The 14,333-nt window shown below is 42.3% G+C and carries 19 protein-coding genes; 14 read left to right on the forward strand and 5 right to left on the reverse strand.

Features of this window, described 5'->3' with window-relative positions; genetic code table 11:
* The first annotated feature begins 7 nt into the window (after window positions 1-7).
* From M1L62_RS17565 to M1L62_RS17575, 3 genes are read left to right on the forward strand one after another with little or no spacing between them, the layout of a single operon-like run.
* On the forward strand, window positions 8-682 hold the full coding sequence (locus tag M1L62_RS17565; RefSeq protein WP_254560923.1) for a response regulator transcription factor: 675 nt from the start codon (window positions 8-10) through the stop codon (window positions 680-682).
* The gene (locus M1L62_RS17570) at window positions 679-1,965 is read left to right on the forward strand and encodes a sensor histidine kinase (protein WP_254560924.1); all 1,287 of its coding nucleotides are present in this window, start codon (window positions 679-681) and stop codon (window positions 1,963-1,965) included. Before M1L62_RS17565 ends, M1L62_RS17570 begins: the two co-directional genes overlap by 4 nt.
* Before the next feature lie 56 nt (window positions 1,966-2,021).
* Entirely contained in the window at window positions 2,022-2,699 is a 678-nt protein-coding gene (locus M1L62_RS17575; RefSeq protein ID WP_254560925.1) for a phosphatase PAP2 family protein, read from the forward strand.
* A gap of 77 nt (window positions 2,700-2,776) precedes the next feature.
* Here M1L62_RS17575 and M1L62_RS17580 read toward each other — a convergent pair whose 3' ends face one another.
* The gene (locus tag M1L62_RS17580; RefSeq protein WP_254560926.1) at window positions 2,777-2,965 is read right to left on the reverse strand and encodes a hypothetical protein; all 189 of its coding nucleotides are present in this window, start codon (window positions 2,963-2,965) and stop codon (window positions 2,777-2,779) included.
* Between the two features lie 252 nt (window positions 2,966-3,217).
* Between M1L62_RS17580 and M1L62_RS17585 the strand changes: the two genes are divergently transcribed.
* The 3 genes from M1L62_RS17585 to M1L62_RS17595 are packed head-to-tail and all read left to right on the forward strand — an operon-like array spanning window position 3,218 to window position 4,118.
* Window positions 3,218-3,490, forward strand: a complete 273-nt coding sequence (locus M1L62_RS17585; RefSeq protein ID WP_254560927.1) for a hypothetical protein — start codon at window positions 3,218-3,220, stop codon at window positions 3,488-3,490.
* Between the two features lie 39 nt (window positions 3,491-3,529).
* Window positions 3,530-3,859 carry a hypothetical protein gene (locus tag M1L62_RS17590; protein ID WP_254560928.1) on the forward strand — a complete coding sequence of 110 codons (330 nt, stop codon included), beginning with the start codon at window positions 3,530-3,532 and terminating at the stop codon, window positions 3,857-3,859.
* Between the two features lie 52 nt (window positions 3,860-3,911).
* Window positions 3,912-4,118, forward strand: coding sequence for a hypothetical protein (locus tag M1L62_RS17595; protein ID WP_254560929.1), 207 nt, complete (start codon window positions 3,912-3,914; stop codon window positions 4,116-4,118).
* 7 nt (window positions 4,119-4,125) lie between these two features.
* Here M1L62_RS17595 and M1L62_RS17600 read toward each other — a convergent pair whose 3' ends face one another.
* Window positions 4,126-4,419 (reverse strand): hypothetical protein, encoded by a 294-nt coding sequence (locus M1L62_RS17600; protein WP_254560930.1) that lies wholly within the window; start codon window positions 4,417-4,419, stop codon window positions 4,126-4,128.
* Between the two features lie 179 nt (window positions 4,420-4,598).
* Window positions 4,599-5,459 carry an AraC family transcriptional regulator gene (locus M1L62_RS29590; protein ID WP_254560931.1) on the reverse strand — a complete coding sequence of 287 codons (861 nt, stop codon included), beginning with the start codon at window positions 5,457-5,459 and terminating at the stop codon, window positions 4,599-4,601.
* 181 nt (window positions 5,460-5,640) lie between these two features.
* Here M1L62_RS29590 and ku point away from each other — a divergent pair, with 181 nt between their 5' ends.
* Together ku and ligD are read left to right on the forward strand one after the other, a co-directional pair.
* Complete coding sequence (gene ku, locus M1L62_RS17610; protein ID WP_254560932.1) at window positions 5,641-6,414, forward strand: non-homologous end joining protein Ku; 774 nt, start codon at window positions 5,641-5,643, stop codon at window positions 6,412-6,414.
* A 72-nt stretch (window positions 6,415-6,486) separates the two neighbouring features.
* Window positions 6,487-7,380 carry a non-homologous end-joining DNA ligase gene (gene ligD, locus M1L62_RS17615; protein ID WP_254560933.1) on the forward strand — a complete coding sequence of 298 codons (894 nt, stop codon included), beginning with the start codon at window positions 6,487-6,489 and terminating at the stop codon, window positions 7,378-7,380.
* On the opposite strand, the gene M1L62_RS17620 is transcribed toward ligD, so the two are convergent.
* Entirely contained in the window at window positions 7,381-7,860 is a 480-nt protein-coding gene (locus M1L62_RS17620; protein WP_254560934.1) for a DinB family protein, read from the reverse strand. It abuts the gene before it with no gap.
* Between the two features lie 230 nt (window positions 7,861-8,090).
* Here M1L62_RS17620 and M1L62_RS17625 point away from each other — a divergent pair, with 230 nt between their 5' ends.
* The 5 genes from M1L62_RS17625 to M1L62_RS17645 all read left to right on the forward strand — a co-directional run bounded on the left by M1L62_RS17625 (window position 8,091) and on the right by M1L62_RS17645 (window position 11,848).
* Window positions 8,091-9,467, forward strand: a complete 1,377-nt coding sequence (locus M1L62_RS17625) for a Gfo/Idh/MocA family protein (protein WP_254560935.1) — start codon at window positions 8,091-8,093, stop codon at window positions 9,465-9,467.
* A 150-nt stretch (window positions 9,468-9,617) separates the two neighbouring features.
* Window positions 9,618-10,091 carry a Dps family protein gene (locus tag M1L62_RS17630; RefSeq protein ID WP_254560936.1) on the forward strand — a complete coding sequence of 158 codons (474 nt, stop codon included), beginning with the start codon at window positions 9,618-9,620 and terminating at the stop codon, window positions 10,089-10,091.
* A 612-nt stretch (window positions 10,092-10,703) separates the two neighbouring features.
* Window positions 10,704-11,138 (forward strand): hypothetical protein, encoded by a 435-nt coding sequence (locus M1L62_RS17635; protein WP_254560937.1) that lies wholly within the window; start codon window positions 10,704-10,706, stop codon window positions 11,136-11,138.
* 15 nt (window positions 11,139-11,153) lie between these two features.
* Entirely contained in the window at window positions 11,154-11,465 is a 312-nt protein-coding gene (locus tag M1L62_RS17640) for a LysM peptidoglycan-binding domain-containing protein (protein ID WP_254560938.1), read from the forward strand.
* A 140-nt stretch (window positions 11,466-11,605) separates the two neighbouring features.
* Window positions 11,606-11,848 (forward strand): GlsB/YeaQ/YmgE family stress response membrane protein, encoded by a 243-nt coding sequence (locus M1L62_RS17645; RefSeq protein WP_254560939.1) that lies wholly within the window; start codon window positions 11,606-11,608, stop codon window positions 11,846-11,848.
* Window positions 11,849-12,209: 361 nt separating this feature from the next.
* On the opposite strand, the gene M1L62_RS17650 is transcribed toward M1L62_RS17645, so the two are convergent.
* Window positions 12,210-12,626 (reverse strand): response regulator, encoded by a 417-nt coding sequence (locus tag M1L62_RS17650; RefSeq protein ID WP_254560940.1) that lies wholly within the window; start codon window positions 12,624-12,626, stop codon window positions 12,210-12,212.
* Between the two features lie 706 nt (window positions 12,627-13,332).
* Between M1L62_RS17650 and M1L62_RS17655 the strand changes: the two genes are divergently transcribed.
* Window positions 13,333-14,001 (forward strand): response regulator, encoded by a 669-nt coding sequence (locus M1L62_RS17655; RefSeq protein WP_254560941.1) that lies wholly within the window; start codon window positions 13,333-13,335, stop codon window positions 13,999-14,001.
* Window positions 14,002-14,333: the final 332 nt, after the last annotated feature.

Consider the following 14,333-nt stretch of genomic DNA (forward strand, 5'->3'; position numbering starts at 1 on the left):
TGTACCTATGAAAATTCTGATCATAGAGGATGAAAAAGAGCTTGCCGGAAACATCGCAGCTTATTTATCCGACGAAAATTACTTGTGTGAGTTCGCGGAAACCTTTCAACAGGCGATTGAAAAAGTGGGTGCGTATAACTACGACTGCATTTTGCTCGACTTGATGCTGCCTGGCGGCGACGGTTTAAGAATTCTTGAAACACTGAAAAAAGAAAATAAACAGGACGGCGTGATCATCATTTCGGCCAAGGATTCGTTGCAGGATAAAATTGCGGGATTGCAAATCGGCGCAGATGATTACCTTGCCAAACCTTTTCATTTATCCGAACTTGCGGCCAGGATTTATTCGGTAATCCGCAGAAAACAATTCGGCAATTCGAATATTATCCGGTTAAACGAATTACAGATTGATTTGCTGGCCAAAACCGTCCATATCAATCAGGAACCTGTGCTGCTTACCAAAAAAGAATTCGATCTCCTTTTACTTTTTATTGGAAACAAAAACCGGGTTCTTTCCAAAAGCGCATTGGCAGAACATCTCTCCGGCGACATTGCCGACATGCTCGACAACCACGATTTTGTATATGCCCATATCAAAAACATGAAAAAGAAGCTGGTAGACGCGGGTTATCAGAACTACCTGAAAACGATTTACGGAACGGGATATAAATGGGAAGCATGAGCAAATTGTTGAATAAGCCTTTAAAAGCTTTTGCCATTTACGCCCTGCTCGTGCTGGCATGCAGTATTCCCGTTTATTACCTGATCGTGGATTATATCTGGCGCAACGAGCTGGATGAGTACAACCAGATCGTTCGCCGGCGAATAGAAACGGGATTGAACAAACTTAATCTGAATGAAACTGACTGGAATAAAACGATAACACTCTGGAACCAGACGCAGCCCGGAACAACCATTGCCAGGTCCCCGGCCGACAAGCCGCTGCCTGACAGTACCTACACCGTCATGCGGCAGGATCCCATGCACACGACGGAAGATCTCGAACGGTTTCGCGGGTTATCGGCATACATCCTCATCAAGGGAAAACCTTATCATCTGAACGTTGAAATCAATGTCGAGGAAGCTCACGAGACGGTATTCGCTATTGCGGCAGTAACTTTTGTTTTCTTCATTATTCTGCTTGCGGGTTTTGTACTACTAAACAGGAATATTGCGTCGAAAATTTGGAAACCGTTCCATTCCACACTCGACCGCCTTAAATCTTTTGATCTCAACAGTCACAAAAACATAGATCTGGAAAAATCAGAGATTGAAGAATTTGAACAGCTCAATGAGGTTTTAAGGCAATTGATCGAAAAGAATATATCGGTATTCCGGCAGCAAAAGGAATTTACCGAAAACGCCTCCCACGAACTCCAGACACCGCTTGCCGTTTTGAAATCCAAGATTGATCTGCTGATGCAAAACGAAACCTTGACCGAAGAACAATCCGAGCTTATCGCCTCGCTGAATCTCCCGATTTCAAGGGTTTCCAGGATCAATAAAAATCTTTTGCTTTTGGCGAAAATCGAGAATCAGCAGTTTGCCGAGGATGAAAAAATAGATATGAGTGAGTTGCTGCAACAAAATCTCGAATTTCTGGAAGAACATCTTGTGGCGCGGAATAACACCGTTGAAACGGAAATTCACAGCGATATTTCCATACGTGCCAATAAAAGTCTGGTTGAAATTATGCTTGTGAACTTATTGCTGAACGCGATCCGTCATAATCCCGTGGACGGTTTGATAAAAATTGAGCTGACAAATTCCAGACTCATCATCAGCAATACCGGCGAAGTTGCACTTAATCCACAAACCTTGTTCAAACGTTTTATCGCGTCGTCAACCAGCACTCCAAGCAGCGGCCTCGGACTGGCCATTGTGCACGAGATCGGGAACCGTTATGGCTGGAAGGTTTCTTACACTTTTCAGGAAGGTTTTCATCAATTTTCCGTACAGTTTTAAAATTCAGAATTTCTTCCAAATCATGTCCGACTTTTAGGTAAAAACCTCCTGGTCAGATGAAAAAGTTGCTTTGGGTTCTGCTGTTTGGATTTCAGTCACCCTGTCTTTTCGCGCAATCCGATAGTATTTATTTGCATGAAAGACCAAAATTTCAATCGTTCCAATTCATACCACCGGTGGCACTGATGATGGCCGGTTTACTGACCAACGGCAGCGGAAGGGAATCGTTAAAAAATGAGATTGTTGAGGAGCGCAATGAACACTTATCGCATTTCCGTACACATCTGGACGATTATCTACAATTTTCTCCGATCGCATTGACTTATGGATTGGATGCAATGGGAATCAAATCCCGAACAGATGTCGCCAACAGAACCGCAATTTTGTTGAAAGCCGAAATCATGATGATGGGCTCGGTAACGGTTTTGAAAAACGTCACACACAAGATCCGTCCTGATGGAAGTTCTTACAACTCCTTTCCGTCGGGGCACACAGCGCAGGCTTTTGCCGCCGCTACTTTTTTAAGCGAAGAGTACGGACGGCGCTATAAATGGATCCCTTACGCGGCCTATGGCACCGCCACATCTGTGGGTTCGCTGCGTATGGCAAACAACCGTCACTATATCAGTGATGTCTTAATGGGCGCCGGAATAGGCATTCTTTCCGTTAAAGTTTCCTATTGGACCCACAGGTATCTCTGGGGACAGAAGACCAAAAAACCTTATATTTATTAACCGCCAGATCGTCAATGATACCGGAAAATCCGGCTGACATGAAACCTGATCCGGCACGAAAAGTATCTGACTTTTACTTAACGCTGGTTATATTCAACACTGGAAAGACTTGTCGAAAGACTGGCACCGGTTTCTATTTTATGGTTGTTTGGTTTTTTGAACGCGAAGGCTACAATCATCACCAAAGTCAGCATTGAAATTATAAAAAGTCTGTCGGCGTGTTTTTCAATTGTCTTGTACATATCGTTGAATATAGTTTTTGTCATCTCCAAGAATTTACCGGTTTTACCTTATTTTGACGCAATATAGATATTTTATTTTCTTCACAAGCAAATTACCTATTTTTTCTACGCTTTTTAATCATCAAAACAGAATAATAAGAAAACCAGTTAAGCTAATCTGATTGTAAATCATCAACCCAAATACAGTTACTTATATGCTGGCATCGATTTTATAGGAATACTGAAAGCCGGATTTTTCGGCATCTTTTTATTCCTAAATATCAAACTGCGAAGAAGATGGAAATCAGCTATGAAAAAATACTGGACCGCCCGGTGGGTAATAAAATCAAGGTGATCGTTGTGGCCAATGTGAGCCAGGACGGCTGCGACTGGGATTATCGGGCCGAAACTTATGAACTGGACGGATGGGTAGACCCGGTAATCCGCGCGAAGGCACAGGGCCGGGAAGAAAAATATGTCGATTATGTTACATCGGAGGAAGCCTTTCAGATACAAAACGAGTTCTGGGAAAGTCTGAAACCGACGGCAAAAACTGATCAGCCGGCTTAGTCAGAGAAACACTGGTATGGGGGTAAAATTGGTATAATTATGTACCTTTATTCAAAAATACACCCTCATACCAGCATGAATTATTTCGATATTTTTAGAATAAATTATGATGATTTGAAAATCATCGCGGAGAATCCCGAGGCGATCATCAGTTCTGTTGAAAAGACGGACGAGGGTTATATCGGAGAAATCATTCTGCTGGGTGAACATCCACAACGGGAAAGTACGATATTATTTTTCCATGAATACGGGTTTTCTTCGGCCGAAGAAGCCTACGCTGACCTGGATTTGATTATCGAAACGGTCACGACAGCTTTCAGAAATACGAAGAAAAGTGAGGCAATCAGCAAAGGGGATTTCGCTGATTAGCCATTCTTTTTGATTAAATTCGAAAATAATTTCACCACTCCTCTGCTACTTCATGGAAAAAACGTTCAGCATATTCATTCTTGATCCTGAAAAAGGGATTCTGCCCAACCCTATTAATGTTCAAAACGAGGTTGGAAAATGGTATAAGGAATTTTTATCCGAGCGCCACGCTGAAAAAGTAATTGAAAAATTAATGAACGAATACGATTACAACGGCTCTAAATACATTATCCTTCCCGTTTACAGTAAAGAAGAGTAAATTAAAACTACTTTATCTTTTTCACCAACACCCGAACCTTATTGTCCAGGTGAATCGTGTCCCCGAAAAGCTCTACCTTATCTCCCACTTTGAGCACCCGGTATTCTTTTTCCATTCTCACCCGGCTGATCAAAGCGTCAAAGTTTTGATTTTTGCCTTTTAAACTGGCCGTGTAGCCATCCTTTCCATACTCGATTTTTTCAATGGTGCCCTTCGCTGAAAACTCTTTTACTGGCGCGCAGGATTCTAAAATCATCATGCTCAAAAATGCTGCTGTTAAAAAACTGTTCTTACTTTTCATTATTTTGATTGAATTGATGTTAATGGCAAAACCAGGTTTTAAGGCCTGTCAGGCTGTGAAACTGCTTTGGGAAAGCGATTCTTGGTTACTAACAGATTATTTGCGATAATGTTTGATCAGGTGTCGAGAAAATTTGTCAATAAGTTGTCTTCACTAATCGATAGGACAACAAGAAGCTGCTAGTCACGGTATTGCCTGCGAAAATGCACCGGAGTCATATTTGTAGCTTTTTTGAACATTTTCGAAAAATAGATATTGTCATCATATCCCAGCTCAAAACTGATCTGCCTGACGGTCAGACTACTGAAATACAATAAACGTTTAGCCTCCAGAATATTTCTTTGTTGAATTTGCGAAGAAACGGTTTCACCGGACGTTTGTTTCACCACATCATTCAGATGAGAAACCGAAATGGATAACGAGGCCGCATAATCTGCCGGTCTTTTCCATAACTTATAATGCTGATGCAGCAACGCCTGGAATTCTCCTGTAATCACAGCCGCGCGGTTGTCCCTTTCGGCAACTGGTTCGGTTTCATTTTTAATCCCCGCCAGAATCCCCAGAATACTTTGCAATATCGCCTGTCCGGTGTAACCGGCATATTCCCGGTCCGGTTCCGTCTGCGTTTCATGCAGCAATCCGCCCAAAATCAGCAGCTGTCTGTAAAGTACATCACCACCGTTCAGATACACATTGGTTTTGAAGTTATGTTCTAAAACCGATTTCATATCCGCGACAACCAGCGAGGGGTCGAAATTGATACTTATTGCCGCCGGCTGATCAAACGCCACAACCTGATGCACCTGACCCGGAAAAATTAACAGGATCGCCGGAGCAGAAATTTCAATCTCTTTAAAATCAATGATCATTTTAAAATGCCCGCCCGTTACAACCGCCAGCAAATAATGTTTGTCGCGATGCGGTACGAAAATGTCATGTTCATGTCTGGTGACATCTTCCTGCATATACTTGACCGATATCCCGGACCTGGCTTCGGCGGACAAATCAAATTGTAAAATCGGCTCTTTACTTTTTCTCACAAAACATGGTTTAAGACAAGATTCCAAATGTAGAGATTGTAATTAAAAAACGCTCCTGATATCCCGGTTTGTATGTCCAAAATTTTCCCCGTCGGTTTTTCCCAATAGCCCTCCTGTCCCCAAACCGGCTGAGGCACAAATTTTTACCAAACTATAAAACATCAACTAACCATGAAAAATCATGCGGGCTATATGGACTGGGGCCATTGGATTTGGTCTCGTAAACATTCCGATAAAATTGTTTAGCGCTGTTCAGCAGAGCGAGCTTGACCTTGACATGCTGGATAAGAAGGATAACGCTAACATAAAATTTCAACGCGTCAATGCCAACACCGGCAAGGAGGTTGCCTGGGAAAATATTGTGAAGGGTTACAAAATTGATGACCGATATGTGGTACTTGACGATGATGATTTTGAAAAAGCCAGCCCTGAACAAAACAAGATCATAGAAATTGCTGAGTTCGTTGACGAAAAACAAATTGACAGCATGTATTATGAAACGCCTTATTATTTACAACCGGAAAAATCAGGGATCAGGGCGTATGCATTATTACGTGATGCGCTTGCTAAAACGGGTATGATAGGCCTGGGGACATTTGTGCTCAGGAACAGGGAAAGTCTGGTTTTGATAAAACCGGTTGGCGAATTACTTCTGCTCAATAAAATACGGTTTCATGACGAAATTCGTGAAACCGACGAAATCAATATTCCGGATGTAAAAGTTAAACCCGGGGAGATGAAAATGGCAGTGCACCTTATCGAGCAGCTGACCACTGATTTTGATATCAGCAAATACAAAGATACGTATTCAGAAAAGCTTCTGAAACTGATCAAGGCCAAGTCAAAGGGAACGAAAACGACAGCTTCTACCATGAAAGTGGTCCATTCACGCAGTCGTGATCTGATGGCGCAATTAAAGGAAAGTCTGGAAAATAGTAAACGCAAAGCATCCTGATGTTGCCGGTAAAAGAGACAAAACGAAATTTCGGAAATACACGGTCACCGTGGTCAAAACAATAAGCAAAGTATGAGCCCGAAAGTAGAAGTTACACATCCTGATAAAATGTACTGGCCGGATGAGAAGATCACGAAGGGTGATCTGATCGCATATTACGAACAGATTTCGCCTAATATTCTGCCTTATCTGAAAGGCCGTCCGTTATCGCTCAACAGAATGCCAAAGGGAATAAAAGAGCCAGGATTTTTCCAAAAAGATGCCGGTGATATTGCGCCGGAGTGGATGAAAACGGCAAAAATACATTCGGAATCCAATGACAAAATGATCGATTATCTGGTGTGTAACGACAAAGCCAGCCTCTTGTTTATTGCAAATCTGGGTTGTATTGAAATGAACCCCTGGAATTCAACGGTTGAGAATCTGGAAAATCCTGATTACATCGTGATCGATATTGACCCTTCCGCCAAAAATACTTTTAATGAGGTAATCGATGTGGCGCTTGTTACGAAAGAAATTTTGGACGAGGCCGGTATAGAAGGTTTTTGCAAAACTTCCGGTTCAACGGGTTTGCATATTTACATTCCTTTTAACAAAAAACACAGTTACGAGGAAGCCAAGAATTTTGCACATATCATCGCTATGATGGTCAATGAACGCATTCCTGATATTACTACCCTTGAAAGATCACTTTCAAAACGCCGGAAAAATCAGATTTATGTGGATTTCCTGCAAAACCGAATCGGGCAAACGCTAGCCTCTGCATATAGTGCAAGACCCAAACCCGGAGCAACCGTTTCTACACCGCTTGAATGGAAAGAAGTAAAACCCGGGCTGGATTTTCACGATTTCACAATTCAGACAATTTTTAAACGAATTGAGAAAAAAGGTGACCTTTTTAAAGGGGTTTTGGGAAAGGGTATTGATCTGGACAAAGCAATCAGAAGACTGGAAGTTGTACATTAGTTACCGCCAGCATTTTAACAAGCGTCGAATGATGAGTATTTCGCCCAGATGATAGGCGTTATGATCGGCTATCAGCAATGCCTCTCTGAAAATATTCTGCCCTGTACCGTGCGGAAGCGGCTTATACAAATCCGTGCTGCGGTCACTTAATATCTCAACAAAACGCTGTCTGTCATTTTTGATCTGCGCAATACAATTTTCCCATAACGTATCCGTCACTTTTTCCGGATTCGGCGACCAATATCCATCCGGCCATGCAGGTGATATGTGATCTGCTGAAAGGCAAAATTCCACAATGTCCCACTGTGCGGTCCTGATGTGATCGACCAGTTGCCAGATACTGTAAGGTAAATTGTCGGGAATCACAGTTCGCAATGCAGCCGGCAAATCCGCTATTGTCTCATCCAGCGACAAGTGGGCATTCCCCTTCTCGATCAATGCCATCAATTCAGCGACAATAATATTTCTTTCCTGATCCATATGCTCGTTTATAATTGAATATGCTAAATCGATTCCAGGTTAGTAGCCACGTAAATTTAATGTCCGACAAATTAAATCTGGCGACTGCGCCAGGTAATATTAATCAACTACCAGGATATTTCTAATCATTTTCACAGAAACAGATAATTTATAAATCCCGACTGAACACATCCTCATTTTATTCCTTATTTTAGAGAATTCAATTTTTTCACTCAATTATCGCTAAACCCATGGATTCAAAACGCCGGCATTTTCTTAAAAGTGTTACAGCTGCTTCGGCCTTAATTGCCACCGGAAGCGTTGCAAAACCTTTCAACATCATCCGGGATTTAAAAAAGATCAGTCCAAACGATAAAATCCGTTTCGCAACCATCGGAATGGGCATTCAGGGAAATCAGGATACAAAAGCAGTGCTGCGTGGCGTGCCGGATGCTGAATTTGTCGCAGCGGCAGATCTTTACGACGGCCGGCTGACCCGTGTCAAAGAGACTTACGGAAAAGATATTTTCACAACACGCGACTATCGTCAAATCCTGGAACGCAAAGATATCGACGCAGTATTGGTGGTGACGCCGGATCACTGGCATGACCATATCACCAAGGCTGCTTTACAGGCCGGGAAACATGTCTATTGCGAAAAACCGATGGTTCAGCATATTGACGAAGGAAAATCGGTGATTGAAGCCTGGAAAAAGTCTGGCAAAACAATGCAGATTGGCAGCCAGCGTATCAGTTCTGCATCCTTTAAAGAAGCCAAAAGGCTTTTTCTGGCCGGTGAGATTGGAGAGATCAATTACGTAGAATCCAACAACGACCGCTTTAATTCGCTGGGTGCATGGAATTATTCCATTCCTGGCGACGCCTCTCCCACAACCCTTGACTGGGACGCGTTTTTAGGCGATGCGCCCAAAACGCCTTTTGATGCCAAACGATTTTTCCGTTGGAGAAACTACAAGGACTATGGTACCGGCGTTGCAGGCGATTTGTTTGTGCACCTGATCACCGGTGTTCATTTCGTAACCAATTCACTCGGTCCGGAACGTATATTTTCTTCGGGCGAGCTGAGTTACTGGAAAGACGGCAGAGACGTTCCCGACGTACTGGTTTCGATCCTTGAATATCCAAAAACGGATTTGCATGCAAATTTCCAGATGGTGCTACGGGTCAATTTTGCCAATGCCGGCGCTATCGCCAATAACACCCGGATCATCGGAACAGAAGGACAGATAGAATTTACAGAGAATAACCTCATTCTTACCAAGAAAAAATTGTCAAAAGCGCCGGGATATGGTGGATATGATAGTTTTGGAACCTTTTCCGCAAGCGAACAAAAGGAGTTCGAGAAACAGTACAATGCGCAATATCCTGCCGATACACGAAAGGCTGATCCCGTTAAAGAGATCAGGTTTGAGGCCCCGAAAGAGGACGATGCACATGCGAACCACTTCCGTGATTTCTTCGAGAATGTAAAAAAAGGAACACTCGGTACCGTTGAAGATCCTGTTTTCGGATTCAGGGCAGCTGCACCGGTACTTGCCTGCAACGACAGTTATTTCAAGAAGAAAATAATTCATTGGGATCCGGTAGCAATGAAACTAAAAAAATAATTGCTGACCTGCGTTGAAATGTACATCAGTTGGCATGGTTGGTACAATTATAGTAGCTTTTGGGAGGTGTAATTTTACGCGCCGTATTCTGAAAAAATACAGCGTTGAAATGATTCAAATCAATATATCAAACCTTTAAAGTATTTCGAAATGAAACCAGGAATCGGAATCTCTGATGAAAACAGAAAAGTAGTTGCTGACCAACTGGCCATACTGCTGGCTGACGAATTTATACTATATACCAAGACCCTGAACGCGCACTGGAACCTTGTCGGGCCTGATTTTCACTCTGTTCACGTTTACTTTGAAGAACTTTACGGACAATCAGCTGAAATTCTGGATAGCGTGGCAGAAAGAATCCGTCAGCTGGGTCATTTCGCACCCGCCAAACTGAAAAACTATTTGCAGATAAGCCACCTTACCGAACAATATGAAGGAGGTAATGACAGCCTGAGCCTGATCAAATATCTGTTGCAGGATCATGAAAGCATTATCGAGTTTATTCGTGGAAATATCAACACATTTGCTGACCAACATAAAGATGCCGGAACAAGCGACTACGTAACCGGCCTTATGGAACAGCATGAGAAGATTGCCTGGATGCTGAGAGCGCACGTTCAATAATATGGATATAAAGTAAAGAGGGTGTCTCAATTCAAAAATGAGGCATCCTCTTTTCTTTGGATTTCTAATAACTGAAACTCTATTCTGTAAGGCAACTGTGTCCAATTCTGAAAAAATCCGATACAGCCCTCCCATAAAGATGATCAGCACGCACACCTGTTTTTTGAAATAAACGGACTTCCCGGCATTGAAGCCATAGCGGGCGATGATGCCAAAAGTATCGCCAAAGCAGCCGGTATCCGGATACCAAGATTCCTTAGAAGCAATGACATGTCCGTCGAAATGCCAAGCCTTCCGGGAAATATATACTATTTGACACTTAAACATAAAAAGGGCCCAGTCCCGTTTCACATCGTTAAAACAAAAACTGGCAGCGTATCTCGCAGCAATATGGTATCCGACTGGTAAATCTTTTGAAATTCAACCGAACGATCTTCAAAAATCCCCTTTTGCAAACGGGTCGGGTGGTATGGCTTAACAAAAGACGCCCAAGAAAAACCTCGGCCGAACTGACAACACCCGAACCGGCCGACACGACAGCAATTAACCCAATGATTGCTGCTTTGTCGGAGACGCAATCTCTGCCGCCACAAAGACGCGGAAATCAGCCCCTTGGAAAGAGAAAAGTATGCATCAGCTTCTATTGACGAAAAACAAGATAACACGGTAGCCGAAAATCGTCAGCCGGAGACAGAAACAGCTCCCTCCGCTGTTGCGGCCGAGACGGAAACTCCCGCCGAGGAAACTAAACCAACCGACGATACGGTCGACCTGGCAGCTGGCGAGCTAGAGGGCAATAATAAGGGTGTAACCAAATCAGCGACGAAAGCTAAAACGGTATCAGGCAAAACAGAACCTAATTCACAATCCAAAAATCCATTTTCAACACCCTCTGAAAATGCCTCCCACATACCTGCCAACACGCAACCATCTGCTTTTGCCAATCCTCTGACACCAGTACCGGATAAACCGATTCCAGGTGAGACGACTTCCGCCGACACCTTTCACACGGTTCAGGATGGACAAACGTTTTTCAGTATTTCCTGATTGTATAATCTATCGGTGAAAGAATTACTTGCGCTGAACAATTTGCAAAAGCTTGTTACATTAAGTATTGGTCAGAAACTGATTGTAAAAAAGCAACCTCCTGCTACAAAAGCTCTCCAAACCGGCAACCCGGCACAATCGGCTAATTTAGAACGTAAGGAACCGGAACAAGCCACAACATACAGATCGCATATCGTGGCACCTGGTGAAACCGTATTCCGTCTTTCCCAGATTTATCAGCTTAGCATTGAAGAAATTCAGAAACTGAACAAGCTCTCTGATTTTATAATAAAAACCGGACAAAATATTAAAATACCTCACAAATAAAATACTCGTTCCGGGTATCTGGTAGAACAATACCGAATCCGTAGATTATCATAAAAAACATTTTACAAAATCTGATACTTTTTCGAATAATCACAGTCTATGATACTGTTATCTTATCTCCCATATTTAACCAAACGGACATGGAATTCTTGTATTTTCTATTGATTGGAGCTATTTCGGGCTGGCTGGCCGGCTTATTTTTCAAAGGAGGCGGTTTTGGTCTAATCGGTAATATTGCCGTAGGAATTGTTGGTGCGCTAATCGGCGGATGGCTCGCCCAACAGCTAGGCGTTGGAGGCGGCGGGCTGATATGGCATATTATTGTCGCAGCCATAGGAGGCTGGATACTTCTTCTGCTGATCAGTTTTGTGAAACGAGCCTGATTCACCTCATCAAAATCCCCTTATGTGTAGCCTGACTGCTACCCATAAGGGGACTTTCATCTTTACACCAAGCATTTTGTCAAGGGGGGCCGCGTCCTTTTGCCTGTAAACCCCTCCCGCTCACACCAAACGAGATCAGATATCCCTGGATACTTTAGAAAACTTATTCTTAGCCATAAGACAAAAAAGGATCCATGCAATCACACGAATCCTTATTAAACTATACAACATTAGTAATTGAATCTTCTAGGCAACATTTTTAAGAAAAATCACGAGGGACGGAACCCCGACAAAATTACACTATATCCAGAGGCCATTCGAAGGCAAATAGCAAAAGCCGATTGCAGGACATGCATGCAAATTAATTAACACACATCGAGGCAACATTAAATACTTCTTTACTTATATATCTTTTACCGGCCAGTAAATTCACCAGGCACTGGTTCAATTCCGATAGCGCGGCTTTTTTTGAAACGTAGGCATGCGAGCCAAACTTTAAATAAGAAAGTCCCAGGATCAGTTCGGCATTTTCATCATAAATAATCAGTTTGGCGCCAGAATATCGACTTCTGATTTTCGCAATCGCGTTTTTATTACCGCACCTGGCGCGGCCATTCACGCCTAAAAAAACCAGGGCCACACCGGAGGCCAGGTATTTGACCGGGACACTTCTCGGATCTGATGCTTCCTGGATGCAGGCGGTTGCAAAACGGTCTTTTAAATAACAGCTTAATCCTTTTCGAAATACAGGAAACTTATCAATAATCAAAATATTCATCGTCTTGATTTTAACTTACCCAAAACTATTTAGTTATGTAAAAAACTGTGAATTTAAAGGCACATCTCTCAACTCTCCGCTAATCAATATACGTCAATAAACTTAATGAGCTGACAATGAAACAGGTCCATCATCTCATTACATTCAAGAAAATTTCCAGGCGAGAAATCAAGCGTCTATGAAACAACAGCATTTCACAGATTGCTCGTGAACAAATGTAGAAAAACCAAAACTTAATACGGCTCGAACTAAAACGCAGAACCATTAGAAATGATACTAAGGATTTTATAAAACTCTCTTAACCCGTGATTGGTCTTTGAACAAATTGAAAAAAGGGAAAAACCAGAACAGACTTCTATACTTATTTAGAATTTATTTTCAAATGATAAATCAGCCGTTTACGATCAATAAATTGTTTAAATCAGAATTGGTCGAAACACATAAATCATAAAATCTATTTGTAAAACAGCAGATTCCAAATAAGAATCACTTTCAGTTACATTTATATCATTAAACAATGCAAAAATCATCGCAACGCTGCTCCGTTGAAATGTCAAACACATTTTCAGAGCCATAAGGCGAGTCGCACAGTAGAAATATTTCGAACGGATTTCGAGTAAATTACGAACGCGAACGTCGTATTATTACCGTGATAGTTCTAATTTTACAGAAATTCTTTACCCACCCGTGTTAAACTCATAACCAGATGAACCAAAACACCACTAAATTTTTGATCATCGAAGACCATGAAGTTGTCGTCTTTGCATTAAAGGAAATACTTTTTAAACATTTCCCTAATACCCATTTACAAGCCGTTAATTCGGTTGATGAGGGAGTCCGAACTTTAAAAGGCAGTTCCTTCGACCTGATTATTCTAGACATTGATGTAAACGGCGGAAACAGTCCGAAAATGATCTCGCAACTTCGACAGGTACAGCCGCAAATAAAAATCCTGATCCACTCGGGAATGGAAGAAGACAAAGGCTCGCTAAGATACCTTTCGGCTGGCGCAGATGGTTTTTTTTCAAAGAAAGATCCGTTTCCACTGCTGCCTATGGCAATAAAGACCATCTTAAATGGCAAACGTTATATTAACCACTCAACCCAGGCGCTAATTACCGACAACTACTTCAACCATCCCGGCACCTCAGAATTTGGGCAGCAGGCGGTGGTGTTTTCTTCCCGGGAACAGCAGGTGATCAGCCTGCTCCTTGCAGGAAAGTGGACAAAAGAAATTGCCGATGTACTGGACCTTAAGCTATCTACGGTAAGTACCCACAAAGCAAGGATATTTGAGAAGCTTGACATAAGCAGCATCATTGAGCTCTACAAAAAAATCGAAGTTGGCTGGCCTGAGCTACTTGAAAAGGCATAGCGCCTACGAATTAAAATTTTATAGTTTCAGAATAGCGTATATACCTTATCGTCGGCTGGTTATGTTTGTTTTCAATGATCTAGTGCCGTTTGTGAATCTTTAATGCCGCCCCGTACAATTTTTATTAAACCAAATCACCGACCATATCCATATTTTAGCCCGGTTACTGACTTCCATCATGCGTGACGTAAATCAATCCCTTAAAATAAAATGCGCTTATCTCCGCAACGATCGAAAAGACAGTTCAAACCGGTGAGCGGGATAAAGTATTCAAACTAGGTGTTATCATTTCCGATCTATCGAGCCGGATGTAGAGCATGCTCAAAGAGTTT

It is taken from the genome of Dyadobacter diqingensis, from assembly GCF_024220585.1.
GTDB lineage: Bacteria > Bacteroidota > Bacteroidia > Cytophagales > Spirosomataceae > Dyadobacter > Dyadobacter diqingensis.